This is a genomic window from Falsirhodobacter sp. alg1 (assembly GCF_000739715.2).
In the GTDB taxonomy this organism is placed as follows: Bacteria; Pseudomonadota; Alphaproteobacteria; order Rhodobacterales; family Rhodobacteraceae; genus Falsirhodobacter.
In genome coordinates this window covers 123071-148980 of the sequence record NZ_BBJC02000005.1, presented here as the reverse complement: position 1 = coordinate 148980, position 25910 = coordinate 123071, and the positions used below count along the sequence as shown (strand labels likewise).

25 protein-coding genes are annotated in these 25910 nt (G+C 58.6%); 15 read left to right on the top strand and 10 right to left on the bottom strand.

The genetic code is table 11. The features are described 5' to 3' along the window. The first annotated feature begins 33 nt into the window (after window positions 1–33). Genes TR36_RS10940 through TR36_RS10925 form a run of 4 tightly spaced genes read left to right on the top strand, consistent with a single transcriptional unit; the run spans window position 34 to window position 2406 of the window. A complete protein-coding gene (locus TR36_RS10940; RefSeq protein ID WP_237763565.1) occupies window positions 34–723 on the top strand; it encodes a MotA/TolQ/ExbB proton channel family protein in 690 nt (229 codons plus the stop codon). A 5-nt stretch (window positions 724–728) separates the two neighbouring features. After that, window positions 729–1109 carry a biopolymer transporter ExbD gene (locus tag TR36_RS10935; protein ID WP_045392602.1) on the top strand — a complete coding sequence of 127 codons (381 nt, stop codon included), beginning with the start codon at window positions 729–731 and terminating at the stop codon, window positions 1107–1109. Between the two features lie 2 nt (window positions 1110–1111). Continuing rightward, window positions 1112–1537, top strand: coding sequence for a biopolymer transporter ExbD (locus TR36_RS10930; protein ID WP_045392605.1), 426 nt, complete (start codon window positions 1112–1114; stop codon window positions 1535–1537). Further along, on the top strand, window positions 1534–2406 hold the full coding sequence (locus TR36_RS10925) for an energy transducer TonB (RefSeq protein ID WP_052362651.1): 873 nt from the start codon (window positions 1534–1536) through the stop codon (window positions 2404–2406). The genes TR36_RS10930 and TR36_RS10925 overlap by 4 nt, the downstream gene beginning before the upstream one ends. 27 nt (window positions 2407–2433) lie before the next feature. Here TR36_RS10925 and TR36_RS10920 read toward each other — a convergent pair whose 3' ends face one another. The 6 genes from TR36_RS10920 to TR36_RS10895 form a co-directional block, all read right to left on the bottom strand. Then, a complete protein-coding gene (locus TR36_RS10920) occupies window positions 2434–2775 on the bottom strand; it encodes a potassium channel family protein (RefSeq protein WP_045392608.1) in 342 nt (113 codons plus the stop codon). Further along, complete coding sequence (locus TR36_RS10915; RefSeq protein ID WP_052362653.1) at window positions 2759–3844, bottom strand: AI-2E family transporter; 1086 nt, start codon at window positions 3842–3844, stop codon at window positions 2759–2761. Before TR36_RS10915 ends, TR36_RS10920 begins: the two co-directional genes overlap by 17 nt. Beyond that, on the bottom strand, window positions 3837–4346 hold the full coding sequence (locus TR36_RS10910) for a DUF308 domain-containing protein (RefSeq protein WP_202814411.1): 510 nt from the start codon (window positions 4344–4346) through the stop codon (window positions 3837–3839). Before TR36_RS10910 ends, TR36_RS10915 begins: the two co-directional genes overlap by 8 nt. A gap of 252 nt (window positions 4347–4598) precedes the next feature. Next, window positions 4599–5423 carry a PHB depolymerase family esterase gene (locus TR36_RS10905; protein WP_045392611.1) on the bottom strand — a complete coding sequence of 275 codons (825 nt, stop codon included), beginning with the start codon at window positions 5421–5423 and terminating at the stop codon, window positions 4599–4601. A 114-nt stretch (window positions 5424–5537) separates the two neighbouring features. Continuing rightward, window positions 5538–6716 (bottom strand): DUF1501 domain-containing protein, encoded by a 1179-nt coding sequence (locus tag TR36_RS10900; RefSeq protein WP_045392614.1) that lies wholly within the window; start codon window positions 6714–6716, stop codon window positions 5538–5540. An 11-nt stretch (window positions 6717–6727) separates the two neighbouring features. After that, on the bottom strand, window positions 6728–8101 hold the full coding sequence (locus TR36_RS10895) for a DUF1800 family protein (protein ID WP_052362654.1): 1374 nt from the start codon (window positions 8099–8101) through the stop codon (window positions 6728–6730). A 399-nt stretch (window positions 8102–8500) separates the two neighbouring features. Here TR36_RS10895 and TR36_RS10890 point away from each other — a divergent pair, with 399 nt between their 5' ends. Genes TR36_RS10890 through TR36_RS10860 form a run of 7 tightly spaced genes read left to right on the top strand, consistent with a single transcriptional unit; the run spans window position 8501 to window position 15709 of the window. Beyond that, complete coding sequence (locus tag TR36_RS10890; protein ID WP_045392618.1) at window positions 8501–9454, top strand: LacI family DNA-binding transcriptional regulator; 954 nt, start codon at window positions 8501–8503, stop codon at window positions 9452–9454. 19 nt (window positions 9455–9473) lie between these two features. Then, entirely contained in the window at window positions 9474–10499 is a 1026-nt protein-coding gene (locus TR36_RS10885) for an ABC transporter substrate-binding protein (RefSeq protein WP_202814409.1), read from the top strand. After that, window positions 10486–11334 (top strand): ABC transporter permease, encoded by an 849-nt coding sequence (locus TR36_RS10880; protein ID WP_237763564.1) that lies wholly within the window; start codon window positions 10486–10488, stop codon window positions 11332–11334. Before TR36_RS10885 ends, TR36_RS10880 begins: the two co-directional genes overlap by 14 nt. After that, window positions 11331–12107, top strand: coding sequence for an ABC transporter permease (locus TR36_RS10875; RefSeq protein WP_062763217.1), 777 nt, complete (start codon window positions 11331–11333; stop codon window positions 12105–12107). The genes TR36_RS10880 and TR36_RS10875 overlap by 4 nt, the downstream gene beginning before the upstream one ends. Continuing rightward, entirely contained in the window at window positions 12100–13059 is a 960-nt protein-coding gene (locus tag TR36_RS10870; RefSeq protein WP_045392624.1) for an ABC transporter ATP-binding protein, read from the top strand. The genes TR36_RS10875 and TR36_RS10870 overlap by 8 nt, the downstream gene beginning before the upstream one ends. Further along, a complete protein-coding gene (locus TR36_RS10865) occupies window positions 13056–13943 on the top strand; it encodes a nucleoside hydrolase (protein WP_052362655.1) in 888 nt (295 codons plus the stop codon). The genes TR36_RS10870 and TR36_RS10865 overlap by 4 nt, the downstream gene beginning before the upstream one ends. A gap of 14 nt (window positions 13944–13957) precedes the next feature. Then, window positions 13958–15709, top strand: coding sequence for an adenine deaminase (locus TR36_RS10860; RefSeq protein ID WP_082714930.1), 1752 nt, complete (start codon window positions 13958–13960; stop codon window positions 15707–15709). On the opposite strand, the gene TR36_RS10855 is transcribed toward TR36_RS10860, so the two are convergent. Further along, on the bottom strand, window positions 15706–16869 hold the full coding sequence (locus tag TR36_RS10855) for a M20 aminoacylase family protein (protein WP_045392630.1): 1164 nt from the start codon (window positions 16867–16869) through the stop codon (window positions 15706–15708). The two genes, TR36_RS10860 and TR36_RS10855, sit on opposite strands and share 4 nt — an antisense overlap. Window positions 16870–16911: 42 nt before the next feature. Between TR36_RS10855 and TR36_RS10850 the strand changes: the two genes are divergently transcribed. Continuing rightward, on the top strand, window positions 16912–17595 hold the full coding sequence (locus TR36_RS10850; protein WP_045392633.1) for a phosphoribosyltransferase: 684 nt from the start codon (window positions 16912–16914) through the stop codon (window positions 17593–17595). Window positions 17596–17607: 12 nt separating this feature from the next. Here the strand turns inward: TR36_RS10850 and TR36_RS10845 are convergent, their stop codons facing one another. Then, entirely contained in the window at window positions 17608–18495 is an 888-nt protein-coding gene (locus tag TR36_RS10845; RefSeq protein ID WP_045392635.1) for a helix-turn-helix domain-containing protein, read from the bottom strand. A gap of 177 nt (window positions 18496–18672) precedes the next feature. On the opposite strand from TR36_RS10845, the gene TR36_RS10840 reads away from it, so the two are divergent. The 3 genes from TR36_RS10840 (at window position 18673) to TR36_RS10830 (ending at window position 21565) form a co-directional block, all read left to right on the top strand. Then, on the top strand, window positions 18673–19692 hold the full coding sequence (locus TR36_RS10840; protein WP_045392638.1) for a TRAP transporter substrate-binding protein: 1020 nt from the start codon (window positions 18673–18675) through the stop codon (window positions 19690–19692). A gap of 83 nt (window positions 19693–19775) precedes the next feature. Next, a complete protein-coding gene (locus TR36_RS10835; RefSeq protein ID WP_045392641.1) occupies window positions 19776–20288 on the top strand; it encodes a TRAP transporter small permease in 513 nt (170 codons plus the stop codon). Beyond that, a complete protein-coding gene (locus TR36_RS10830; RefSeq protein WP_045392644.1) occupies window positions 20285–21565 on the top strand; it encodes a TRAP transporter large permease in 1281 nt (426 codons plus the stop codon). Before TR36_RS10835 ends, TR36_RS10830 begins: the two co-directional genes overlap by 4 nt. Window positions 21566–21651: 86 nt before the next feature. On the opposite strand, the gene TR36_RS15510 is transcribed toward TR36_RS10830, so the two are convergent. Further along, window positions 21652–23826: a Hint domain-containing protein gene (locus TR36_RS15510; RefSeq protein WP_052362656.1), complete on the bottom strand. Its 2175-nt coding sequence runs from the start codon at window positions 23824–23826 to the stop codon at window positions 21652–21654. Window positions 23827–24705: 879 nt separating this feature from the next. Next, a complete protein-coding gene (locus TR36_RS10820) occupies window positions 24706–25740 on the bottom strand; it encodes a LacI family DNA-binding transcriptional regulator (protein WP_045392647.1) in 1035 nt (344 codons plus the stop codon). Window positions 25741–25910: the final 170 nt, after the last annotated feature.

Here is a 25910-nt window from a genome sequence, read left to right as displayed (position 1 = left end):
TTGCCGCAACCGCAGATGCAAACGAGGCATATCGTGATCCCCGAATTTCTCACGATCAATATCCCCAAGATCTATGCCTTTCTGGAAATGGGCGGCGGGGCCATGTGGGCGATCGCGGTGCTGTCCGTGCTGACACTGACCGTCATCTTATGGAAGATATTTCAATTGGCGTGGCTAGGCACATGGTCGGGCGGACGGGCAACCAGACGTGCGCTGGCCTTATGGGCCGCAGGTGATCGCAGCGGCGCGCTGAACCTGTTGGCGACCCGCAAATCGCTGCGCGCCCTCGTTGTTCGTGCAGCCATGCAGGCCGCCCATGATCCGGCCCTGTCGAACGATGCGGCGCAGGCCGAAACACTCCGCGTAGCCCGGGCCCAACTGTCCCGTGCCAAGACGGGCCTGCGGGCGTTGGAATTGTTTGCAACGATCGGGCCGCTTCTGGGATTGTTCGGTACGGTGACCGGTATGATCGCAGCGTTCCAGGCCCTTCAGGAAGCGGGCGTCCGGGCGGATCCGGCCACATTGGCTGGCGGCATCTGGGAAGCGCTTCTGACCACGGCAGCGGGGATGGCCATTGCCATTCCTGCACAGATTGCACTGACCTGGTTCGAGGCGATCTCTACCCGTCTGCAGCATGAAATGGAGGATGGGGCGACATTGGTGTTCGTTCCACGCCCCATGGATGCTCCCCAGACCGATGGCCTAAAGTCGGCCGCCGGATAAAAGCGATGTTTGTTATCGAGCCCCCCAAACGCAGACGTCGTCCGGATCTGACGCCGATGATCGACGTGGTGTTTCTGCTACTGGTTTTCTTCATGCTCGCATCACGCTTCTCAACCGAGCAGGCATTGCCGCTGTTGACGGCAGGGCAATCGGAATCCCAGTGGCAGGGGCCGCTCCGGCTTATCGATATTGGCACGGGGGCTGCGGTAGAACTCAATGGGGCCCCTATGCCTATGGCGGACGTCATCGCCCAACTCGGCAGCTTGATGCAAAGCCCCGACGACCCGATCGCCTTGCGGGGCCGGGAGGCAACGACACAGGATATTGTGACGATCATGGAGCAGCTGCGCGGCGCAGGATTTCAGCGTCTGGTTCTGGTGGAGTAGCGATGCAGATTCCCCAACAACCCCCACGGCGCGGGGCGGACACTCTGTTGCCGATGATCAATGTGGTATTCCTGCTTTTGATCTTTTTTCTGATGTCCGCGCAGATCAATTCTCCGGAACCGCTGGTGGTGGAACCCCCTGTGGCAAAGGAAGCTCAGCAGGCCGAGGGCGTTTTCACGGTATTCATTGATGCCGATGCCCGCCTCGGGTTTCTGGATGCGCTGGACGATGATGCTATCGTCGCGCTATCCGCCTCTCGGGATATATATTGCGGGGAAAATGATTGCACGGCTCGGCCTGCGGTCGTGTTCGTCCGGGCGGATGGCGCGCTTCCTGCGTCTGTCCTTGCAAAAACGGTCCGCCAGTTGAAACAGGCCGATTTCACGGATCTGATGCTGGTGACATCACTGCAGGGGGCAGAGCAATGAACATGCGCGCTGCCGCAGGTTTTGCAGGCTGTGCCCTGATATCGGTAGCGCTGCATGCGGCTGTGTTCGGGATGGGCCGCGATGATACAGGCGCCATCGCATCGGGTGCGGGGGGCGAAGACAAGCTTTCAGTCGAGGCCAGTGACGCCTCTCTGGAAGCCATGATTGACGCATTTGATGCCGCACAAGCAGCTGCAGCCGCACCGGTGCAACCACCGCCGCCCGCCCCTGCTCAAGCACCAGAACCCGTGGTTGATTCCCCGGAAATGCCAGAAACACCTGCAATCGAGGGTATCCAGATAGCAACGCCGGAGGCACCGGCCCTGACACCTGCGCCAGAACCCACGCCAATCCCTACGCCGACCCCATCCCCCTTGGAGGTGGAGCCCGCGCAACAAAGCAGCCTTATTCCCCGGGCAAGGCCGCAAAACCTGAGCGCCCCGCCGCCCACCCCTAGGGCAGCACCCAAAGCCACCACCTCCCAGCCCCGCACGCAGGCACAGCGGGCGGCGGGCGCGGGCGGCGGTGCCTATGCCGGGAATAACGGGACGGCAGCCGCAGCGGTTCTGACCGAAGCGCAGCAGAACAGTCTGCGCGCAAGCTGGGGCGCAGCGATCCTTGCGCGTATCGAACGGCGAAAGTCATATCCGGCAGCGGCCGGTCGCGCCTCCGGCCAGGTTACCGTGCAGTTGACGGTGGCCAGCAACGGGACACTGCAAGGGGTATCGATCCGAACCTCATCGGGGAATGCCGCTCTGGATCAGGCGGCGGTTGCCGCCGTGCAGCGTGCCGGGAAATTTCCAGCCGCACCAAAAGGGCTGAGCGAAACCAACCATAATTTCAGTCTCGCCATCGCATTTTCACGCTAGCGTCAAGAAAGCAACCGGCTGGCGCAGTCACCTGTCTGGCCGGTGCACCCCGCTGTCGTGTCTTGCAGAGGAGATGATACGTTCTGCAATGGCAGAGGCCGTCACGACGAATATTCCCAAGCCGCTGATCACGTAGAAGATGGTAAAAACCTTACCCATCGCTGTTTGGGGCGAGAAATCTCCGTAGCCGATCGTCGATATGGTGATGACGGAGAAATAGGCCGCATCTAGCCAGCTCCACCCCTCGGCCCATCGATAGAATATCGAGGCCGTCGTAATCATGACGCATGTCAGCGCCAGCAGGAAACGAACCCAGCTGTCGGTAAATGCGGCGTGGATCCCCGCACCCAGATTACGGACGGGCTTCATCAACCCCCTCATATGCTGCGACATCCCCTGCCAGCAGGACAGCAAAAAGCCGTGTCGGCCCGAAACTGGACAGGATGATGGCGATGATGGATGTCAACGGGATCGCGAGAATGGCACCGGGAATACCCCAGAGTGTTGACCAGAGGGCCAGAGCGACCAATACGACGAAGGGCGACATGTTCATCTTGCGGCCGACGATGCGCGGCTCAAGAAAACTTCCCACCCCGACCTGTGCCGCGGTCAGAAGCACGGTAATGCCCACGGTGGCCTGCAATGAGCCGAACTGGGCCATGCTGAGTGTCAAAGGAAAGAGGACCCCGAGTATGGAGCCGACATAAGGAATGTAATTCAGCAGTGCGATCAGCACGGCCCAGAACAGGGCAAAATCGACCCCGAATGCCCACATGACGGCATATGAAATGACCCCAAGGACAACATTGACCAATGTCTTGACCGCCAGATACCCGCCGATAGACGTGTTGATACGCGAGATGATTTCCGCGGCTTGTGCGCCCTTGTCGCTGGGAAGCGCAACGGCGATCTTATGCGCGAACCCCTTGCGTTCCGCCATCATGAACACGGCATACAGCAGAACAAGAAAGATCAGTCCCGCGGCAGTGCTGATGGAACCCAAAGCCCCCCTGACAAACCGTTCGAGCGATATCGTACTGGTCGCCTCATGCCAGACGGCCTGCCAGTCAAGATGATCCGCGCCGATCACCGTCAGCAGCCGCGCCAGCACACCTGCGACATTATGCTGATAGCTGGGCAGGCGCGCGCTGATCTGGCCAGCCGTGGAAATCATCACCCCGCCGATCATGAAAACGGCAAGCAGGAACAGCGCCAGAACCACGACGCGCCGCAACCATTCGGGCAAAAATCGCCCACCGGGCAAACGGCCGATCGCATCGCTCGCCTCAACCAGGACATAGACCGAAATCACGGCAACGAGGATCGGCAACAGGAACGATTTGCCGACCACCAGCAGCATTCCAAGCATTCCGGCAATGGCCAGGCTCAAGGCAATGGCCAACAGACTGCGAAGTGCTTTGGAGTCGGGATCATACATTCTGTGATTTTCGATAGAGCCCCAGCAGCACCAGTCCAAGGCCGCTGGCCAAAAGCTCTATCCCAAGAAGAATACCGAAATTCAGGTTCAGGCCGAACAAAACCACGGCCCCCAACACGATGGAAACCGCACCCGCGCCATAGACAAGCGGCTGGTTCTGGACCCCCTTCATGGCAAAGCCCGCATATAGTTTGGCAGCACCCGAGCCAAGCAGGAGCAATCCGACCAGCCATTTGAAGAGCGTACCATCGCCGAATGGCCCGAGCAGCAATGAGAGACCAAGGAATGCGGCAGCCAAGGCAATGACGCCGGCACGAATGCGCAACCCCATCGTTGCCGAGCTATAGGTGGCCCATCCTTGCAGAACGGCCACGATCACCAAGGCCCATCCCACGAGGGTCACGGTCGTCATGCTGGCCGCAAGCGGATTTACCAGCGCGAAAAGCCCACCTACCAAGGCGACTATACCCGCAGCCGTCATCTGCACCCAAGATTTCATCATGCACGCTCTCCCGATTTATGCATCAAAGATAACAGCATCCGAGATACATTCACTGAAATAAGCTCTATCGCGGTGAAGATTCCAAGTGCAACCGCTGCGGGACAGCAAAGTTTATGCCCTTGATACCAAAACAGACAATCGCTGGATCTGCCGCAGACCGTAAGGCGAAGGGTACGCGATGGTTGTGCAGGATGATTCCAGGCCACCGAAGTAGCGGGATTGCTGCCTCCGGTAATGGATGCAGCAAATTCCCTAGCCTTCGAACCAGTCGAGAATACGCGCTGACCATCCGGCAGGCACCAGATGCCCCCCTTGGTGCAACATCAGCTCAAGATCTGCGCCGTTGCAGTCGGTCCAGTGACGGAACCAGATGTCATGCTCGAAACTCGTCGTTTCGGGTTGCCGGTTGATGCAACCGTTGGCTTCCCTCATGATCTTGAGAGAAACCCACACATCGCCTTGTGTCACCGTCCCCTGCCCGTCGCGGAAAAAACGACGCCCTTCCAGTGGCACGGTACGGTCGGCCCAGCCATGGGTGTGGAACAGTTTGACCGGACCTGCACAACCGCTCGGCAATTCATCCCAGAACGCCCCTGCCACGGGCGCATAGGCCGTCGCAAATCCTGGCTGCTGGCAGGCAATATCCCAGACCATCGACCCGCCACGTGAAAAGCCGGACAGTAGCGTCGGTGTGGCGGTCACGCCAAACCTTTGGCGTACATCATCCATAACATCGTTCAAGAAGGCGATATCATCACGCTCGAAGCTGGTGTTATCTGCCTTGACCGACCAGTTCCGTGCCGACCTCGCTTCGGGATGATATCCATCCGGGGCGACATATACATATCCGCGTTCCGTCGCATCGCGCGCAAGGTCCGACGTAAGGGAGGATTTGCCCTGAGCGCCGGCACCATGGAGAAAAACGACTATTCCCTCTGGCTTGGTGGCAGGGGCAATGGCGTAATAAGAACCGCTGTCAAGGATACAGGGGCTATCGGCATCGCCGCAGGGCTGTGCATTCGCAGTGCCTGCAATCAGCGCCGAAGCAAGAGCGACACCGGAAAAATAATATCTCATCAGCCAACCTATGTTCGGAACGTCGACTGTGTCATCAACATAGGGCAACGACAAAATTACGAATGCCTTATGTTCGCGGCCAACGAGCTTAGGGCAGCTCCCTGACCGGCTTTTTCAGACGAACAGTCCGGGGTCCCGCCCAAGATCGAGGCCGGGAAAAACCTCATTCTCGATGCGCGATGACTGCAAACCGAACAGCCCGCGCATGGCCCAACCGGCATAGGCCCGCACGTCCGCGGTCGGCCGCAGATCACGACCGGCATATAGATCGCCGGAAGCCAGGCCGGGCCACTGCCCATACACACGACCCCCACGCACGGCGCCACCTGCCATGATCAAAGCGCCACCCGTTCCGTGATCGGTACCGCCCGATCCGTTTTCGGCAGCCATGCGCCCGAATTCCGTCATAGCCAGAACCGTTGTACGGCCCCAGACAGGGCCGGATTCAGCCTTCAGTGTCATCAGAACGGTGGCAAGCTGGTCTAATGACCGGCGGATCGACCCTGCCTGCCCCCGATGGGTATCCCAGCCGTTGAGCGAGAAGGATGCAATGCGCGTTTCCTCTTTCAACCGTTGTGCTGCAAACCGGGCAATGGCGGTCGCATCGGCCTTGGCCCCGGCATCGCCGGCGGCACGGCTGATCTCCAGCGCCTCTGCAGCCGGGCCGGAAAAACGTGGATCGTCATGGTACAGCGCCTCGAACAAGGCCTCGGCCTGCCCGCCCAATTCCAGCCGTGTATCAGGGGCCCATGCCAGAAACGGGGCCGAACCGGCAAGGACGGGCATCGCCTCGGCCCCGACGGAATAGGCCGTCTGCGACCGGACGTCGGGCATGGTCTGCAATAGCCGGTTCAACCATCCATCCCGTACCATCGACGGCGCGACATCCATGCCCGTGCCCGCCTCCAGCATATCCTGCCCGTCGAAATGGCTGCGCTTGTCACGGTAAGGCGTTGAAACTGCATGGGCGAACCCCAGTTCGCCAGCACGCCACATCGGCATCAGCGGTGCCAAGGCGGGGTGCAGCGCGTAAAACCCGTCCAGATCAAGCGCCCCGCCCGCAGGTCCGACAGAAAGGGAGCGGCGCAATTCACGCAGCGATGGATCGCCATACGGCTGCACCACATCCAGCCCGTCCATCGCGCCCCGCAGGATGATCACCACCAGCCTGTTTTCACCCGGCGCGCTGGCAAAGGTGACAGTATTCAGCAGCGGATGCGCCGCAGCAGAGCAGCCAAGCACAGCTGACCCCTTCAGGAACAGGCGGCGGGAAATCTGGGAAGGTCCGGTCATCCTGTCCTCCATCATCGTGTGTTGTATTGCGGCGATGCCAGAACCAGCGCCAGCCCGTCCGCACGTCGTTCGGCCCGGGGCACCAGCATTGCCAGCGTATCCCGCGCGCCGGGCGGGATCGTTGCCTCGGCAACCTCGCGGGGATCAGGTAAATCAGTCATCAGCCGTGACGGCACATTCATCGACCAATTGATCCTTTCGGCCAGACCGGGCGGCGTCAGCCAGGCCCGCTCTTCCTCGGGCCAACCGTCCGGCCCCGCCGGGCTTTGCCATGGCTGACCCATACGCGACAGGGGCGTCATGAACAGATCCCGAACCGACTTGCCCCGCATGCCGGCCAGATCAGCCCCCCGCAGGCCTAACCCCCGCATTGCCGTGGCCATCCAGTCGAATGGCTGACGGGCCTTGCCCCCCGTACCGGCCTGACCGGCGGGATGATCGATCATGGTCCGGTAAACCGGCATCAGGTCGGTATCATGGTCCGAATAGGCCCGAGCCATAGCCGCTACCAGATCCGGGTCGGGATCATCGCTGACGAAATGTGCTGCCAGTTTTCGGGCAAGATGCTGCGCCGTGGCGGGGTGCCGTGCCAGATCCCCCAGAACTACAAGGACATCCCGTTCCGACGGGGTTGCGCCACCATAGCTGCGATTCAGGACCGTTTCGGCCCCCGGCTCTGCCAAGGTCGGAAAGAACGCCCCCTCATAATCCTTGGTCTGCCCCAACCCCGTCAGCAGCAGCGCCAGCTGCCGCACATCCGTCTGGCTATAGCCTGCACCGACGCCAAGGGTGTGCAGCTCCATCACCTCCCGCGCGAGGTTCTCGTTCACCCCGCCGCCGCGTTTTTGCGCCGAAACGGAATTCGGACCTTTCGACTTCGTCTGATCCAGATACCCCAGCATCATCGGGTGGGTCGTTGCCGCCACCAGCATGTCGACAAACCGCCCGCCCATGTAGGGGCGCAAGGCGTGGTCGTGAAAATCCAGCTGCAGCGGAACCTGTGCGATATCCCGCTTTATCGTTGTGAAGTGATCTATCCAGAAGGCGTGCAGCCGTTCGCCAAAGGTGACTGGCGCATCAAGGATACGGGAAAACCGTATCATCAGCCCGTTGTAATGCGCGGACACGAATGAATTCCGCACAGCCTTGTACGCGGCCCTTTCGGCCTCATCCCCGTTGCGAGACGCTCGGCGGATACGGTTGTAGTCGTTAATCATCGTGCCCGCATGGCCGACGGCGACCATCGGCGTGGCAGGCATGACAGATACCGATGACAGAAGCATATCCGTATCGGCGGGTGATGCAAACAACGGCGACAGCCCATGCCCGTACCGGACAGCCGCAATATCGGGAAAAGCCATCGAAGGGTAAGACGACAGGGTCATCGGCAGGCCGTTTCGGCATGAAGCATGCGGTTATCCTACGTATGTTTCCGCATCATTGCGAGACAAACATATAGGTGCAATGTCCGCGATTGCATCTGTCGGCCTCATTTTGCCGAACCCTTTTTCTGGGTGGTTTGTAGATATTGGCATTATGCGCAGAATGTTTACCACGCCGCTGGTGAATGACGCATGGGGCCAGGACGCCGAATGGGCGTAAACACTTTGATTATATCTTGTGCATACTGACGGCTTTTCGAGCAAGAGACGCTTGGGCAATACGTAATCGTCATCTTTGGCCAGATTTAGGGTGGCCGTGCATGACAGGAGGTGATTAATCGTTTTATCAAGCGTGATTTCTGCGTAATATTTTCATATTAGTCTCTGGGAGGAAACTCGTCCTTGCCGCCTCGCCTCATCGATATCGCAACATCCCTGGGCGTTTCGGCAGCGACTGTTTCGAATGTTCTGTCGGGCAAGGGGCGCGTTTCTCCGGAGTTGGCAGATCAGATCCGGTCTGAGGCCGAACGGCGCGGGTATGCCCCCGGCGGCCCCGGAAGGGCCTTGCGCACCGGCCGGTCCGGAGTTCTGGGCTTGGTTTTGCCTGACCTCTCGAACCCGCTGTTTCCACGCATGGCGCAAGCCTTGGAACATGAAAGTGCGGCTGTTGGTTACGGCATGCTGATCGCTGACAGTCATGGCAACGCAAGGAACCAGCAGGGCGCGATCGCCCGCCTGCTCAAAAGCGGGGCCGATGGCATTATTCTGGTACCGCGCCGCGGCGCGCAGCTTGAAGACTGTGCGGCACCTCTGGTCATCATCGACACACCCTCATCACCGGATAACACCGTTTCGGCCGATCATTATCAGGGCGGTACGTTGATCGTGGGCCATCTGACGCGCTTCAACCACCGGTCTCTGGTTTTTGTCGGGGAAAGCAATCTCTCCGGCGTTCAGCGTGACCGGATTGCCGGGATGCGCGATGCGCTCCCATCATATTGTACGGCCAGAACCGTCTGGCTGGAGCAAGAAGGACCGGCAGCCGTCGTCGCCGCCGTGAAACAGGGGGCAACTGCGATTGCCGCCACTTCGGATCTGGTGGCCCTTCGCCTGCTGGCCGTGCTGGAGGACGCGAAAATCGCGGTGCCCCAGCAGGTGTCCCTGAGCGGTTTCGACGATCTGATCTTTGCCTCGGTCATGCGCCCCACGCTGACGACCGTCATCGCCGACGAGTTCGCCATCGCGCGCAACGCGATCAAGGCCCTTATCGCGCAAATCGAGGGAACGGATCATCTCCCTCCCTCGGCCATCCCCATGACCCTGATACCGCGCACATCAACCACCGGTACCCCCTGACCCAGCTGGAGATTTCAGAATGATCAAACGTATCGCCCTTGCCAGCGTCTCGGCCCTGGCTCTTGCCCCCATGGCGGCGCAGGCCGACGATTGCAGCCTGACGATTTCGGTCTATGCCTTTGCACAGGATGATTTCGACAGGATCGTATATCAACCGTTCGAGGATATGACCGGCTGCAAGATCGTGGTCGAGACCGGCAATTCGGTGGAACGTCTGGCCAAGATAGAGGCGAACAGGGAATCGCCCGTGATCGACATGGCCGTGCTTGCCACGCATGATGCGCTTGGCGCGGCTAACGACGGGCTGCTCCAGCCGATCGACGTCAGCAAACTGGAAAACTACGACAAGCTGTATGACATCGCCAAGGATCCGCTAGGGAACCATATGGCGGTCGGTTACACGTTCTACGCCACGTCGATCGTATACCGCACGGATAAGGTCGATGTGACAAGCTGGGCAGATCTGCTGTCGCCCGAACTCGCCGGCAATGTCGCCTTTCCCGATGTGACCACAAATCAGGGTCCGCCGTCGCTCTACATGCTGGGCAAGGCCCTTGGAAGTGACGATACCTCACTTGATGTCCCTATGACCGAGCTTGGCGAACATGCCGATGACATGGTGACGTTCTACGTCCGCTCGTCACAATTGGCGCAACTGATGCAGCAGGAAGAGATCTGGGCAGCGCCGGTTGGCCGGTTCTCCTGGGCGCAATTCAAGGAAAGCGGCCTGCCTATCGCATGGGCCACCCCCAAGGAGGGGCAGACCGGCGGGATGAACGTCATGGTCATGACCGCCAACAACGGAAATGAGGAACTGGCCACGAAGTTCATGGATTTCTGGCTTTCAACCCCGGTGCAGACGGCACTGGCCGAAGCACTGGTAGATAGCCCCGCAAACTCCGAAGTGACCGTGTCGGACGAGATTGCGGACAATCTGACCTATGGCGCCGAAACCGTGAATTCGCTGCATCTTCTGCCGCCCGAGGCGATGATCGCCAACCGTGATGCCTGGATCGAGAAGTGGAACAATCTTGTCGTCAAGTAACGGTCTTTTCGGCAACCGCGCCATCGGTCTGTCGCTCACACTGCCCGCGGCGATATTCGCCGCGGCCCTTTTTCTGGTGCCGGTGGCGATCCTGCTGTCAGAAGGGTTCACAGGGCCCGAGGGCGGTTTCTCGCTGGGACCCTATGTCGATTTCTTTGCCGACCCCCGCTACCGTGCCGTCTTCTGGCGCACGTTGAAACTGGGCGCACTCGTCACTTGTGTGTCGGCAATACTCGGCTATATCGTCGCCTACGCCATCGTAACGTTGCCTTCCGCATCCCGAAGCAAGGTTTTCGGGCTGATCATCCTTCCGCTGATGATCTCGCCGGTGGCACGAACCTATGCGTGGCTTGTCATTCTGGGGCGTACAGGCATCGTGAACGATGCGCTTGGCCTGTTCGGGATCGAGCCGGTCCGTTTTCTTTTCACCGAAACGGCGGTTTTCATCGGCCTGTTGCAATTGTTCATGCCACTGATGATCGTCAGCCTGCTGTCCGCAATGGAAAATATGCCGACAGATGCGGTGCCGGCGGCGCGCATGCTCGGGGCAAACTGGATACAGGTTTTCACCCGCGTCATCGTGCCACTGACACGCGAAGGCCTGGTAATCGGCGGAACACTTGTGTTCACCGGCTCGCTGACAGCCTATATCACCCCTGCAATTCTGGGTGGCTCCAAGGTGCTGATGCTGGAAACGCTGCTTTATCAGCGCGTGACCGTGGGGCGTGATTTTGCATCGGCCAGCGTGATCGCCATGATCCTGATCCTTGTATGCTTTGCGGCAAACCTTGGTCTGCGCCGTCTGGCCACTGTGAAAAAGAGGGCGATGAAATGAACCGCTTTGCCGCTTGGACCATCATCGGACTGACATTGACGTTTCTGATCGGTCCGTTCGTGATCATCATCGGGGCGGCCCTTTCCGCTGGAAACGTGATGTCGTTTCCGCCCGAGGGCCTATCACTGCAATGGTTTGCCAAAGTTTTTGCCATCGACTCCTTCCGGACCTCCTTTGCCATTTCGATCCTGCTCGGCCTCGGCTCTCCTCTGGCTGCGCTGGTGCTGGGTGTACCGGCCTCCTATGCGATGGCGCGTTATGATATTCGCGGTGCAGCTACCGTAAGGTTGCTGGTATCTGCCCCTATCATTGTGCCCGGCATTATCGTGGGCCTCGCGCTGCTTCGTTACATGGTAATTCCCACAGGCATAGGGCTGCTGGGGGCACTTTTTCTGGCGCATACCGCACTTGTACTGCCCTATGCGGTACGGGTCGTCTCTGCCTCGATGGACAATCTGCGTGTCGATATCGAAGAGGCCGCGACCCTGCTTGGATGTTCGCGCATGGGTGCGTTTACGCGCGTCGTCCTGCCGAACATTCGCGGCGGCATCCTCGCCGCCTTCATTCTGGGGTTCGTGACATCGTTCAACGAGGTGCCCGTGGCCCTGTTCCTATCCGGCCCGGGTATTACAACACTGCCGATCGACATGATCGGATATATGGAAATGAATTACGATCCCTCTGTCGCGGCACTGGCAGCCCTGCTGGCCCTTCTGTCGATCACCGTCATTTTCGCCGCCGAAAAGTTTCTGGGATTATCGCGCTATGTCTGATTACGTTTCCCTGCGGGGCCTGACCATTTCCTATGGCAACACCGTGGCGGTGCCGTCCTTGGACCTGAACATCACCAAGGGAGAGCTGATCTGCCTGCTTGGTCCATCCGGTTGCGGCAAGACCACGACAATGCGGGCAATAGCCGGACTGCTGACACCGACTTCGGGCAGCATCACGATCGACGGGCGCGATGTCACCCGCGTTTCTCCGGCCCGACGCGAAGTGGGACTGGTCTTTCAATCCTACGCTCTGTTTCCGCACCTGAGCGTCTATGAGAATGTGGCCTTTGGCCTTCGGCTGAAAAAAGCGACCGACATTGATGCAAAGGTGAAATCGGGTCTTGGGACGGTCGGACTGTCGGATTTTGCCGGTCGGATGCCGGCCGAACTTTCGGGCGGACAACAGCAGCGCGTGGCACTGGCCCGCAGCCTGGTGATGGAGCCGAAGGTGTTGCTGCTGGATGAGCCGCTTTCGAACCTCGACGCCCGCCTACGCCTTGAGATGCGGATGGAGTTGCAGCGGATTCAGCGCGAAACCGGCGTAACGATGGTATTCGTGACCCATGATCAGGCCGAGGCGCTGGCCTTGGCCGACCGCATCATCGTCATGCGCGGCGGCCGGATCGAGCAGCAGGGCTCCGCCGAGGAGATCTATAACCGGCCGGCCACAAGCTTTGTCGCCGATTTCGTCGGTTTTGAAACCATCTTGCCACAACCGGACGGGACCGCATTGGCCTGGCGCCCATCGGCAGTGGTTCTGGGGTCAGGCCCGCATAAGGGGACTGTCCGCGGCGTCAGCTTTGCCGGTGAACGGCGCGAATACGTTCTGGATACCCAGTTCGGCCAGATTACCGCCGAGGTTCCGGCCACAGAGCCGACCCATTCGGTCGCTTCCGTCATCAGCTTTGATCTGCCACGGGACCGCGCTGTAACCGTAGGGTGTACAGAGTGACCGATGCCGTGTGGATCGACACCGATATGGGAGTCGATGATCTTCTGGCAATAGAGGCGCTGCGAGTCCATCGCAACATTGCCGGTCTATCGCTCAGCTTCGGGTGTGCCCCCCTGCCCCGGGCGATTGAGAATGCCTATGGCGCGGCAGAAGCACTTGGATGGGAGTTCCCCGTTACCCGAGGGGCGGCACGGCCGATCCTTGGCGCGATGGAAACCGCCGAACGCATCCTTGGCCCGCGTGGACTGCCGACCCGGGGGCAGACGCTGCCCGTTGGTAGCGGCGAGCCAAACTGCGCCACAGATGCGATGGCCGCCTGGGTGCGGCAGGGGGGACAAGAGATACTGGCGCTTGGGCCACTGAGCAACCTGGCTGCATTGGCGTTGGCGCATCCGGATGTATCATTGCCGCAGATAACGTGGATGGGCGGCAGCCTCGGCCCCGGCAATCATACCGCCCATGCCGAATTCAACGCGCTTGCGGACCCGTTGGCATTGGCCGTCCTGCTGGAGCGTGGGGTCAGGATCCGCATGGTCGATCTTGAAGCCTGCCGAAAGGTGCAGATTACCGAGCCCGATGTGACGCGTGTTGCAGGGTCGGACCACCCGCGTGCGACGCTGATTGCCGATCTTCTGGGTGGCTATCTCGATATCGGATTATCCCGCGGACGTGGATCAATGGCGCTTTATGATCCGGTGGCGGCTGCGGTGGTTGCGGCCCCGCATATGTTCCGGCTTGTGCCTGCCACATTGGCGGTTGATCTGGACGGTACAGTTCGCGGCCGCACCCGTGTTGTGCCAGATACGCCGGATCCCACCGCTGCCATCATTCCCGATCTGGACGCCGAAGCCGTGCGGGATTGGTTTATCTCTTCGCTGGTCTGACCGAAGGATTGATGATGATAGACGTTGATTTGAACGACGCTGACCTGCGGGATCGGGCAGTGGCTGCGGCACGGGGGGACGCACCGTTCGATCTGCTGATCGAGGGTGCTTTGGTTGCCTGCCCCCTGACCCACAGCATGCGCCGCGCCGATGTGGGCCTTGTAGGGGCGCTGATTGCCTCTGTTCATGCGCCTGCGCCTCGCGATGCGATCGCGCGTATCGATGCCACCGGATGTGTGCTGGCACCGGGCTTCATCGATACGCATATGCATGTCGAAAGCTCCATGGTGACACCCGCCGCCTATGCCGCGGCAATGCTGCCCCGAGGTGTCACCACCGCCCTGTGGGATCCGCATGAATTTGCCAATGTCGCGGGCATTGCCGGCGTCGATTATGCGATGCAGGAGGCAGAAGCCTCTGCCATGCGGCTGCTGCCTCTGGTGCCGTCCTGTGTTCCCTCGGTCCCGGGGTATGAAACCGCCGGCGCGGATTTCGATGCCGATGCCATTGCCATGCTGTTGGCGCGCCCCGCTGCGGCCGGTCTGGCCGAGGTCATGGATATGTCTTCGGTCATCGCGCGCACCTCTCGGATGCGCGGTATCGTTCAGGCGGGGTTGCTTTCGGAAAAGCTGGTGTGCGGCCATGCCCGCAGCCTTCAGGGACCGATGCTGCAGGCCTATGCCGCCGCAGGCATAACCTCCGACCACGAGCTTACGTCCGTAGAGGATCTGAAGGCACGGATCGAGGCGGGGCTGACGGTGGAAATCCGTGGATCGCACGACCATCTGCTGCCGGATTTTGCTGCCTACCTTCAGGCATTGCCGCAATTGCCACCGAATATCACCTTTTGCACCGATGATGTCTTTCCCGACGATCTGCAGGCATCAGGTGGCCTTGATGATATGATGCGCCGGATGATCCGCTACGGCCTGTCCCCCATGCGCGCCTTAAAGGCGGCCACCTTCAACGCCGCAACACGATTGAACCGGACTGATCTGGGGATGATCGCTGCCGGCCGCCGCGCTGATATCGTTATCCTTGACGATCTGGAGGCAGTTCGGGTCCGTATTGTCCTGCTGAATGGACGGAGCATTGATACGACCGCGCCGCATCGGACCACGCCGCAGTTCATGAACCAGACAATGAAATGCCCTAAACCGGCAGCATCCGACATCTTGCCCAAAGCCGAGGGGACGCGCGTGCGGATTGCCACCATCGACCAGCCGCGTTTTACCCGGTGGGGTGAAGCAGCGGCCGATGTCGTGGATGGGCGCGTGCATCCGCCCGAAGGCACCACCTTGATCTCGGTAATACACCGCCACGGCCGTGCCGATATGACGCCACGAACCGGGTTTCTGACAGGCTGGGGTAAATGGGCCGGGGCGTTCGGAACCACCGTCAGCCATGACAGCCATAACCTGACCCTGTTCGGAGGTTCGGCGCAGGATATTGCAGTGGCGGCAGCAGCGTTGATCGATTGCGGCGGCGGAATGGTCTGTGTGCAGAACGGTGTGGTCACCGCGCTTTTGCCGCTGCCCATCGGCGGACTGGTGTCCGATGCCCCGCTGCAGCAGGTTGCCGAAGGCTTCACTGCCCTGAAAACGGCCATGAATGCCGTGGTGCCGTGGCAGCCTCCGTATCTGGTATTCAAGGCATTAGTCGGGGCCACATTGGCCTGCAATGCAGGCCCGCACCAGACCGATCTGGGCATTGCCGACCCGATGAACGGGCGGCTGCTAGCAACGCCCGTTCTTGGCCCGGCTTAATCCCGGGCCAGCGCGCGGCGCGCGACCTCTACCCAAAAGGCGATGCCAGTGGGTATTGCATCATCGTTGAAATCATAGCCGGGATTGTGATGCAACGCACCAGCCACTGCCGGACCATTGCCGAGCCAGACATAGGCACCCGGAACCTGCTGCCCGAAAATGGCAAAATCATCTCCGGCCGTCGAAGGAGCAAAGGCGGTATCAACATGGGCGCTGACGGAGCGCGCGGCCTCGAGGGCGATAGCAGTGGCGGTCGCATTGTTTATGACCGGCGGAATACGGCGGATGAATTGATAATCCACCTCCACCGCCATCGCGCTGGCGATACCGTTGGCAAGTCGGCCGATCTCGGTCTCCAGCTGATCGCGGACATCAGGCGAAAAGGCGCGGGCCGTCCCGCCGATCTCAACCTGTGCCGGAATCACGTTGAGGGCATTCATGTCACCCGCCGACATTGCACAGGCGCTGACAATCGCGGGCTGCAGCGGATCGACCACACGCCCCGGAATGGTCTGGAGGGCCGCCACGAATTGTGCGCTGGCGGTCAGGGCGTCGCGTCCCTGGTGCGGCTTTGCCCCGTGCGAACCGATTCCACGAAACGTCACGCGCCAGCTGTCCGAAGAGGCAAGCTGTGGCCCCGGAACCACCGCCATCGCATCACAGGCCATTCCGGGCATATTGTGCAGACCGAATACATGATCGCAGGGAAAACGCGTGAACAGCCCCTCCTCCACCATTCTTCTGGCTCCGCCGCGCCCTTCTTCGGCCGGTTGAAAAATAAAGTGGACCGTGCCCGAAGGCGGCGGATCGGCAGCGAGTATCTGAGCCGCACCCAGCAGCATCGTGGTATGGCCATCGTGGCCGCAGGCGTGCATCCGACCTGCAGTTTCCGAAGCCCATGGTTTGCCGGATGCCTCGGGCATGGCAAGCGCGTCGATATCTGCCCGCAAACCTACGCTACGGCCCTTATCATCATCCTTCGCACGCAAGGTAGCGACAATTCCCGTGCTTGCTATCCCCGTCGTCACCTCCAGACCAAGCGCACGAAGACGTTCGGCAATGGCAGCACTGGTACGATGTTCCTCGAACCCAAGCTCGGGGTGGCGATGAAGGTCTCGGCGGAACGCGACAAGGGCGTCAAGGTCAGTTATCTTTGTCATTTCATCATCATAGACGCATCTAGGGTCGGAAGGTAGCAAAGAATGAACCATCATGAATTTTGGCAGGCCTTTATTCCCGCCGATACTGCGCCAGCTGGCCCTTGGCGTGACGCCTATCCCGCAAGCCTGCCTGACGGACAAGCATTGCTGCTGCCGATCCGGCCCTTGGTTGGCACACGCAATGCTATCGCCTCGCTGATATTGAATCAGGCTTCCTTGGCAGTAGAGGCGCACTTGGCAGATGTTCTTGCAGGGCGGCTTGAAGGATATGCGCCCGATGTCATTGTCGGATTGCCGACACTTGGCCTGTCACTGGCGCGCGCAGTGGCAGAGCGTTTGGGCCACCCGCGCTACATTCCGATGGGGACTTCGCGTAAATTCTGGTACGATGAAGCACTGTCTGTCCCGCTGTCATCCATCACGACTGCGGATTCAACCCGCCGGCTGTATCTGGATCCGCGCCTGCTTCCGCTGCTGCAAGGGCGGCGCGTGGCCCTGATTGATGACGCAATTTCCACTGGCAGCTCTTTGCTGGCGGGGCTTCGGGTGCTTGAACTTGCCGGTGCGAAACCTGTCGTTCTGGGCGCTGCAATGCTGCAGACCGCCCGCTGGCACGCACCGTTGTCGGATCATCCGGTGGAAGGCATTTTCCACTCCCCGCTTCTGGAGGGCGAAACCGGTGCATGGAATATAGCTGCGGACCAGACCAAGCTGACCTACATGTGATACGCTGAATGCTCATTCATGTCGCAATATCTGCCGCAGGCGCTGGATCGCATCCTCGCCCTTGCGGCTATTGCGCCAGAGCTGTGCGGTGACATCCTGATGAAGCTGAACGGATTCCTGTGCCGAGGTAATCGTGGCCACCCCGATCCGGATATTGGCATACAACCCGAGGCGGAACGGACTGACGGCAACCTGCGCCGCACCGCTATTGCGGAATATCTGGAAACTCGTGCCGGGCAGAGAGTCCTCGACCAGTCCGATCTGGACGCCCATCGGCTGATCAACCAAAAGGCGTAGAATGCTCTCTACCTCTGTCCGCGCGGCGGCCTTTCGCTGCCGTAGCTCCGGCCCCGTGATCCCTTGTTTGCCAACGAACCCGGCACCGAGGAACTGGTCCAGCTCTGCAACCGAAACAAGGCTGATAAGCCCCGGACGGCGCCTGCGATATGACGCCTTGCGTGCCGCCAGAACTTCCATGATCTGATCGATATGCGTCTTCAGGCTATGCCTGTTGGGTGCCGTGTCGGGGACACTTTCAAACAGCGCCTTGCGCAAACAGCTATCGTAGCTGTCAGTTGTCAGCAGATAGGATACGGGCCCGAACAGAACGCTGATCTGATCCGAACTCGCCTCCAGTTGCAGCATCCGCTCAAAGAATGTCAAAGATGAGGATATGAATTCGGAACCGACACCCAACAGTGATGTCAGGGAGACGCCGAGAAGATCTGCGATCTTGCCCAGAACATCAACGCGGATCGGCTGGCCTGCCTCATACCGGTAGATCGCGGCCCGCGAAATTCCGGTTCTTGATGCGACATCATCTGGCGTCAGCCCTTGGCCCATGCGAAAGGCCCGCAGCCGTTCGCCAACATGTGAGATGGCTTCCTGTTGTGATGTCATTCTGCTTCAAACTTGGCTGGATGCACAAACGTTATGCGTGCCCGCATTATTTCGCAAGAACAAGACGATCAATGCAGTATTCTCAATTCTGAGACTGGATTTATGTGCCGATTTAGGGTTCTGTCTGCCAAATTTTGCAAGCACTTTGAAAATCGGAAACCCGCTCAGGAGGGCATCATGTCTCGCACCGGAACCTCAATTGGCCGCATCGTCTATTCCGCCATTGCAGCGGGCAGCTTTGCAATCGCACAGCCCGCCCTGGCGCAAGAGTTCGTGGCCCGGATCGGACATCTGGAATCAGCGCAGCAAAGCCGGCATATCGCCTTGGAAAAGGTTGCGGCGGCGGTCAAGGAGCAGACTGGTGGCGAGGTGGAATTCCAGATCTTTCCGCAGGGTCAACTGGGTGACCAGCGCCAGATGACCGAGGGTGTGCAGCTAGGCACCCTTGAGGCAACGGTATCGCCCGCGGCATTTCTGGGTGGCTTCAACCCGGTGGTATCGATTCTGGATATTCCCTATCTGATGCCGTCGGATCCTGCAAAAGCCGAGGCCCTCCGCGAGGGACCGTTCGGGCGGGCCCTTCTTGCATCTTTTGATCAGCGTGGTGTGGTCGGCGTGGCTTTTTGGCCCAATGGTTTCAAGGATTTCACCTCGAACAAGCCCTTGCCGGATCTGGCAGCCTTTGCCGATCAGAAATTCCGGGTGATGGACAGCAAGATCCTGATCGAGCAGTTCAACGCCCTTGGCGCCTCGGCAATCGCGCTTTCCTTCGGCGAGCTTTATACATCGCTACAAACCGGCGTCGTCGACGGGCAGGAAAACCCGCTGGATACGATCCAGCGCATGAAGTTCAACGAGGTGCAGAAATATCTGGTCATTTCCGAACACGGCGCGATGGAGGATGTTGTCCTGTTCAATCCGATGTGGTGGGATTCACTGCCACAGGAATATCAGGACATTATCACAAAGGCCTTCGAGGACGAGGTGCCGGATCTGACGGCACATAAGCAGGCTGCGATTGCCACGGCGCTGGAAGAGATCGAGAAAAGCCCGATCGAGGTCCGCGTAGCATCGCAGGAGGAACGTGATGCAATGCGCAATGCCATGTACCCGCTGGCCCGTGCCGCCTATGAAAAAACCGCAGGCGACGAAGGCGCGGCAATGATCGCATTGTACGAAGCAGAAACAGCCGAATAAGCCGCCAATAACGGCATTGCGGGCCGGGCGCCGGCAATGCCGTTACATACATCGCCCCAAACTGCCGATCATCCGGAGCTGCCATGACCTATCTCACCTACCTCCGACGTTTCGAGAGGGGGCTGCTTGTCGGTATCTTCCTGTCGATGGTGTTTCTATTTTCGCTAGGGGTGGTCGCGCGGGAAATCGGCGGAACCTTTGCCAGCAATTTTGCATGGATCGAGGAAGCCGTACGGCTGATGAACGTGTTTCTGGTGTTTCTGGGCCTAGGCCTCGCACTGGAACGGGGGCGACATATCTGTATCGATGTCCTGCATCACAGGTTCGGCGCGCGAACGACACGGATCCTGCGCAAGACCATCGACCTTACCGGGTGTATATTCTGCCTCTATCTCGTTTGGCTGGGCATCCAGCTTGTGCAATTCGTTCTGCGCACGGGACAACGCAGCCCCACCCTCGATATCCTGATGGGCTATGTCTATCTGGCGCCCGTGATCGGCTTCGCGCTTCTGGCGCTCCGATTTGCACTAAGCTTTCTGGGCACATTCAACCGGTTTGAAAAAACCGATACGCATATGCCAGAGGCTGCGGAATGATTATCGCCATTGTTCTTCTTGCCGTGGCGTTGCTTGCCTTGGGATTTGAGATGTTGCTGGTGCTGGGCATTCCGGCACTGGCGGTCAAGGCAACATTCTTCAACAGGCTGCCGGATGTTGCGGTCGTGCAGAAGATGTTCGGCGGTGTCGATCATACGACGCTTCTGGCAATTCCCTTTTTCATCTTTGCCGCCCATCTCATGAGTTCCGGACGCATTGCCCGCATGTTGACCGAACTGGTCAAATCGCTTGTTGGTCATACGCGCGGGGGCATGGGGCATACGGTCATCGGCGGGTCGATGGCCTTTGGTGCGGTTTCCGGTTCTGCACCTGCAACTGTCGCGGCAATCGGCGGAATGGTCTATCCTGAAATGCGCAAGAACGGGTTCAGCGAAAAGTTCAGCCTCGGGCTCCTGGTGTCCAGCGCCGAAACGGCTCTGCTTATCCCCCCCTCCATTACATTTATCATCTATGGCTGGATGACCGGTACATCCATTTCACGGCTTTTCGCGGGGGGGCTGGCGGTTGGTATCGTGCTGGGCCTGGCCTTTGCAATCATGGTCATGATCGAAGCACGCCGCCAGGGCCTCTTGGCAAAGGATCGTCCTACATTCGCCGATCGTTGCCTGGCGGTGAAAAATTCGGGCTGGGCATTGGGAATGCCGCTGATCATCCTCGGCGGGATCTATAGCGGGCTGTTCACCCCCACAGAGTCGGCAGCTGTCAGCGTCCTTTATGCCATCTTTGTCGAGATGGTCGTCTACCGCGAACTTTCGCTAAAGGACCTGTTCCGCATCACCGAGCAGAGCGCGGTTTCGACCTCGGTCATTTTCGTACTGCTGGCGATGGGGGGGCTGATTTCCTACTTTGTCACGCTGGCGCAGATCCCGAACGAGATCACTGCATTCATCACCCAGATCAATGCGGGTCCGATCACATTCCTGCTGGTGGTGAACATCTGCTTTCTCATCGCAGGGATGTTCATCGATCCGAATTCGGCCCTGCTGATCCTGATTCCATCGCTTTATCCCGTTGCGATGGCACTTGGCATCGATCCGGTCCATTTCGGCATGATCGTGACGCTGAATATCAGCATCGGAATGATCACCCCTCCCTTCGGTCTGGATATCTTTGTGGCGTCTTCTACGCTCAATAAACCGGTCATGACCATCATCAATGGCGTTTGGCCGTTCGTGGTGGTGAATATTCTTGTGTTGCTCATCATCACCTATATTCCGGCGATCTCGCTGTTCATTCCAAATCTGCTGTTCGGATAAGCGTCGTATTCTAGCAGTCATCGACAGGATATGAAAAAGGCCGCCCGGGTGAGGGCGGCCTTTCCTGTGTCTGTATTTCCGGCGCCTCAGATTTCGAACAGCGCCTTGCCGTTGTCCTGATGCCGTTGTGCCAGCTTCTTCATGAAACGACCCTTTTCCGGAATGTAGCGGACGGGTTCGGCCACAAAGTCTTCCTCAAGGATTTCCGGGAATAGGGTCCGGATTTCCTCACGCGCCTCGGGCGAAACTGCCTTGATCGCTTCGGGGCCCGTAAACAGGCTTTCGGTGGCCGCACCGTTGGAGAACACAATCTCATGCTGATCGAACAGCATGTGGAAGTATTCCACCTCGGCCGCTTCACGAACGATGTCGATACCATCAACCGTCAGCAGCTTGTTGGCCGCGATCAGCACCTCGCGTTGACCGAACATCCGCTCCGCAATGGCCGAGCGAAGCAATACACGGTGTTGCGGTGACACAAGCAGGTCGGTCGTGGGCATACCATTGCCCAATGCACCGGCCGCGATACGGATCGGCAGAAGGCGCGGGTGCTGCGTCAGATCGACGACGTCCAGCTTGCGGCTACCGACCCAGGATAGCGCACGATATCCGCGGTCCATCGTGCGGATCATGTCACCAGCCTTCAGATCCTCGATCGCGACATGGCCCGATTGCGTTTCGATCAATGTACCACGTGTAAAGCAGGGAACGCCCGTGCTGTCGGTGGTGAAGCTTCCAGCCACTGCGCCATCGAAAGCGATACCGCCGCCTGCACCGAATTGCGCATTGTTGGTGTAATCGACAGCGGCGCTATTGGATTGGTTCAGAATGCCATCATCCGCAAAGTCTTCCTGCAGCTCTGACATATTATCGTAGAAGGCACCAAGATTGATGTAATCATTGTTGGTGATATCATCATCCGCCAGAGTGTCGGCATCATCACTGTTGAAATCCGTGATCGTGTCGAGCCCATCACCTGCAGCGTAGACATATGTGTCGTTTCCACCGCCCCCGGTCAGGCTGTCATCCCCGGTTCCACCCGTAATCGTATCGGATTGGCTCCCGCCCAGAATGGTATCATTACCGGCACCACCGTTCAGAACGTTGCTGCCCGTGATTGCGGACCCCAGATCACCATTGCCAAGGATAAAGTCGTTACCCGCGCCGCCGTTGATCGTATCATCACCCGAAACGCCGAACAGGGTATCATTGCCCGAACCGCCGGTAATCTGATCGTTTCCGCCGTTTCCGATAATGAAGATGCTATCGGTGCTGGCCGCCGCATTGATCGTGTCATTGCCGGTGCCTGTCGAGATCGTTTCGATTGTATCGAATGTGACAACACCGCTGGCGCTTGTCACAGTGCCTGCCCCATTGGTCACGGTAACGGTCATGGCATCTGTCACGGCCGAACCGTTCAGCGTATCCTGGCCGACGTCGCCAGAGATCGAATCCTGGCCATATCCGGCTTCGAGTACGAAGCTATCGTTGCCATTGCCGCCATAAATCGTGTCGTTGCCAGCACCGCCATAGATGACGTCGTTACCGGCACCCGTAGTTCCCAACAGGCTGTCGCCGTAGATTAGATCATTATTAGCGCCGCCATAAATTGTATCATTGCCAGCGCCGCCAATGATAAAATCGTTGCCGTTCCCGCCAAAGATGCTGTCATTACCGTCATCCCCGAACAGCTGGTCCGCACCACCTGCACCAAGGATCGTATCATCGCCGGTTCCACCGGAGATTGTATCATTGCCAGCGCCGCCGTTGATGGAATCGTTACCACCATTGCCGCGGATAGAATCGGCGCCGGTCGTGATCGTATCGCCCTGTGCGTCGGCGTATCCCACAACCATCGTGTCAGCCGTATCAAGGCCGTCCACTACACCGTCTGGCGGGAAGACCAGTGTTTCGGTCTGGTCGATGGTGAAGTTGCTGAGCACACCGAAGAGAGCAGGAAACCCATCGGGCGCATAGATGTAGACGACCTGCGACGCGCCCGAGCCGGTTGTGAAGATGGATACATCCGTACTATTACCCAATGCATTCGCAGTACCGGACCCTACATAGGTAAGAGTTTGCTGCGTTGTACTGCCATTGAATTGCAATATTGAACTGCCGCCCGGGACCAAAACACCGTCATCGTCGGTGATTGCTCCGTCATAAGGGCCGGTATAGCCCGCCAGGAGGTTAGCCCCCAAAATTGAGGCAAGCGATCCGTTATAGATATACAGATCTTCGGTATTGAAAGTAACGCTCATATGGGACCGCCCGTACTAAAATTTGCAATAAAGGACCATCAAGCCGCAATATGCTGCAAGCCTGCATTCAAATACTGGTGCTGGATAAAGCCAGAGAAGACCCAACGTACGGGTCAACAAAATGAGCACAGGCATTATTATATAAACGCCAGGTGCGAATGAAAGGCACCAACCTCCTCTTCGACCAGTTCAATCTGACAATTAACCTGATCTCAATAATTTGGTTAATTGTCAATTACGTTTTCGTGAATGAAGTTTTACTAGGTGATTCATCCGATATTACCTCATAAGTTACTGTATTCACTTAAGTAACTATGATTCATGTATCTTCGGAATTTTCTATGTATATATTTAGCTTCGAAAACATAGATATTAACAGAAAGTTAACTTCAGTACACAGCGGCTATGGATGTACAATCCTATAGATATATCGGCATAATATTTAAGAGAACGCCTCACAACAGTACTGGACTAACCTTAGTATATACCGACAGTTGTGCCATTTTGTCGCACGCTTATACTATAATTATATACTTATTATATCGCATCGACCTACCATATTATAAGTCACTTAGACATCGGATCTAATATACCTGTAGCCTCAGGTCGCACCCGTTGCGATGCCGCTGAGATATATCAGAACAATCGTAAAAAATAATGTGGAATACCAGTGTCGCATCCAGCATCGCATCACCGGCCTACGTACTTTGGTAAGCCAGATGTAGCGACAAGCAGCTGCGTATAATGCTGACAGAACCTGCTCGGGCGTGCGCCCTATATAAAAAAGTGGCTACGCTTGGCACACGTCCGTTGAACGCTGGCTGCGCGCATAATCGCAGCACGTACTTGGAAGCCACACGGAACAGATCCGCGAGCCCTTTACACCTTAGGCGCAGGCCCGATGGTTGATCGCATGATAAGTTCTACAGGAACGCTGACGACTACAGGAACCTCTGGCGGCTCCGCGCCCTCACGCACCTGAATCATCAGCAGCTCCGCAGCACGTCTGCCGATCTCCACACGGTTCTGCCGAACCGTTGTCAGCGCAGGGCGAAAATACGCTGCGGTCACGATGTCATCGAAGCCGATGACCGAAATATCCTGCGGGACGGACACGCCCAGATCGTTCAGCCCTGCGATAAGCCCCATCGCCATCTGATCGGAAACGCAGAGCACGGCCGTCGGCCGCGGTTCCAGCCCGACCAGCCAATCCGCCGCCTCATACCCGGCCTGCAGACCGAAATCCTGCCCGCCCCCGCAAGTCTGGGACAATTCCAACCCATGCGCAGCCAAGGCTGCCACGGTACCGATCCGGCGTTCTTGGGACAATACGTTGCTAGGGGGGCCGGCCAGGAATGCAATATTCCGGTGCCCCAAGCCCACCAGCGCATCAATGGCAAGTTTCGCCCCGGTCTGATTGTCCGAGCGGACCGAAGGGAACAGCGCCCCGTCGTCACCCGACAGCCATTCGCAGCAAAACACCACGCGCCGCGCAACATCGGGCGCAGCCAGGGCGCGCCGCGTCGCCTCGGGCAGGGCGCCGTCCAGACAGATCAGCCCGTCGACGCGCCCCTGACGCAGGTGGTTCAACATCACCTCGCCGCTGTTTCCGGCCTGACGCGAATCGCGGATCAGCAGGTCGATTCCCGCCGCATGCAGCGCCTCTTCCATCCCCGCCAAAATTGCCGAGAAAAACGGGTTTCCCAGATCGGGCACGATGGCCAGAACCGAGTCGGACCGCTGGCGGCGCAGCGATCGCGCCGCGCTGTTCACATTGTACCCTAGCGTTGCCACCACGGTCATGACCTGTGCCCGTGTATCCTCCGACACCCGGTCGGGATGGGACAAGGTACGGGAAACAGTCGCCGTCGAAACGCCACTCAACCGTGCAATATCCTTGATGCTGACAGACATTCGGCTTCCGATCTCTTTGCCCTAATTATGTAGTCATACGAGGCGATGTAAACAATTACATTTCTGTTGACGGAATATTTCTAACGTGCCAAACTAGCAATTGTAATCGATTTCATGGGAGGCCCCATTCGGGTTTGTAATCGTTTACACAAGTTGGTTCACGCAGGCAT

What these genes read in the sequence shown, in the direction of transcription:
- TR36_RS10920 (WP_045392608.1), bottom strand. Translation starts at nt 2,775, where the DNA reads ATGAAGCCCGTCCGTAATCTGGGTGCGGGGATCCACGCCGCATTTACC.
- TR36_RS10915 (WP_052362653.1), bottom strand. Translation starts at nt 3,844, where the DNA reads ATGTATGATCCCGACTCCAAAGCACTTCGCAGTCTGTTGGCCATTGCC.
- TR36_RS10850 (WP_045392633.1), top strand. Translation starts at nt 16,912, where the DNA reads ATGAACCATCATGAATTTTGGCAGGCCTTTATTCCCGCCGATACTGCG.
- TR36_RS10905 (WP_045392611.1), bottom strand. Translation starts at nt 5,423, where the DNA reads ATGAGATATTATTTTTCCGGTGTCGCTCTTGCTTCGGCGCTGATTGCA.
- TR36_RS10820 (WP_045392647.1), bottom strand. Translation starts at nt 25,740, where the DNA reads ATGTCTGTCAGCATCAAGGATATTGCACGGTTGAGTGGCGTTTCGACG.
- TR36_RS15510 (WP_052362656.1), bottom strand. Translation starts at nt 23,826, where the DNA reads ATGAGCGTTACTTTCAATACCGAAGATCTGTATATCTATAACGGATCG.
- TR36_RS10855 (WP_045392630.1), bottom strand. Translation starts at nt 16,869, where the DNA reads ATGACAAAGATAACTGACCTTGACGCCCTTGTCGCGTTCCGCCGAGAC.
- TR36_RS10835 (WP_045392641.1), top strand. Translation starts at nt 19,776, where the DNA reads ATGACCTATCTCACCTACCTCCGACGTTTCGAGAGGGGGCTGCTTGTC.
- TR36_RS10925 (WP_052362651.1), top strand. Translation starts at nt 1,534, where the DNA reads ATGAACATGCGCGCTGCCGCAGGTTTTGCAGGCTGTGCCCTGATATCG.
- TR36_RS10930 (WP_045392605.1), top strand. Translation starts at nt 1,112, where the DNA reads ATGCAGATTCCCCAACAACCCCCACGGCGCGGGGCGGACACTCTGTTG.
- TR36_RS10845 (WP_045392635.1), bottom strand. Translation starts at nt 18,495, where the DNA reads ATGACATCACAACAGGAAGCCATCTCACATGTTGGCGAACGGCTGCGG.
- TR36_RS10910 (WP_202814411.1), bottom strand. Translation starts at nt 4,346, where the DNA reads ATGATGAAATCTTGGGTGCAGATGACGGCTGCGGGTATAGTCGCCTTG.
- TR36_RS10860 (WP_082714930.1), top strand. Translation starts at nt 13,958, where the DNA reads ATGATAGACGTTGATTTGAACGACGCTGACCTGCGGGATCGGGCAGTG.
- TR36_RS10840 (WP_045392638.1), top strand. Translation starts at nt 18,673, where the DNA reads ATGTCTCGCACCGGAACCTCAATTGGCCGCATCGTCTATTCCGCCATT.
- TR36_RS10870 (WP_045392624.1), top strand. Translation starts at nt 12,100, where the DNA reads ATGTCTGATTACGTTTCCCTGCGGGGCCTGACCATTTCCTATGGCAAC.
- TR36_RS10935 (WP_045392602.1), top strand. Translation starts at nt 729, where the DNA reads ATGTTTGTTATCGAGCCCCCCAAACGCAGACGTCGTCCGGATCTGACG.
- TR36_RS10830 (WP_045392644.1), top strand. Translation starts at nt 20,285, where the DNA reads ATGATTATCGCCATTGTTCTTCTTGCCGTGGCGTTGCTTGCCTTGGGA.
- TR36_RS10875 (WP_062763217.1), top strand. Translation starts at nt 11,331, where the DNA reads ATGAACCGCTTTGCCGCTTGGACCATCATCGGACTGACATTGACGTTT.
- TR36_RS10900 (WP_045392614.1), bottom strand. Translation starts at nt 6,716, where the DNA reads ATGACCGGACCTTCCCAGATTTCCCGCCGCCTGTTCCTGAAGGGGTCA.
- TR36_RS10895 (WP_052362654.1), bottom strand. Translation starts at nt 8,101, where the DNA reads ATGACCCTGTCGTCTTACCCTTCGATGGCTTTTCCCGATATTGCGGCT.
- TR36_RS10885 (WP_202814409.1), top strand. Translation starts at nt 9,474, where the DNA reads ATGATCAAACGTATCGCCCTTGCCAGCGTCTCGGCCCTGGCTCTTGCC.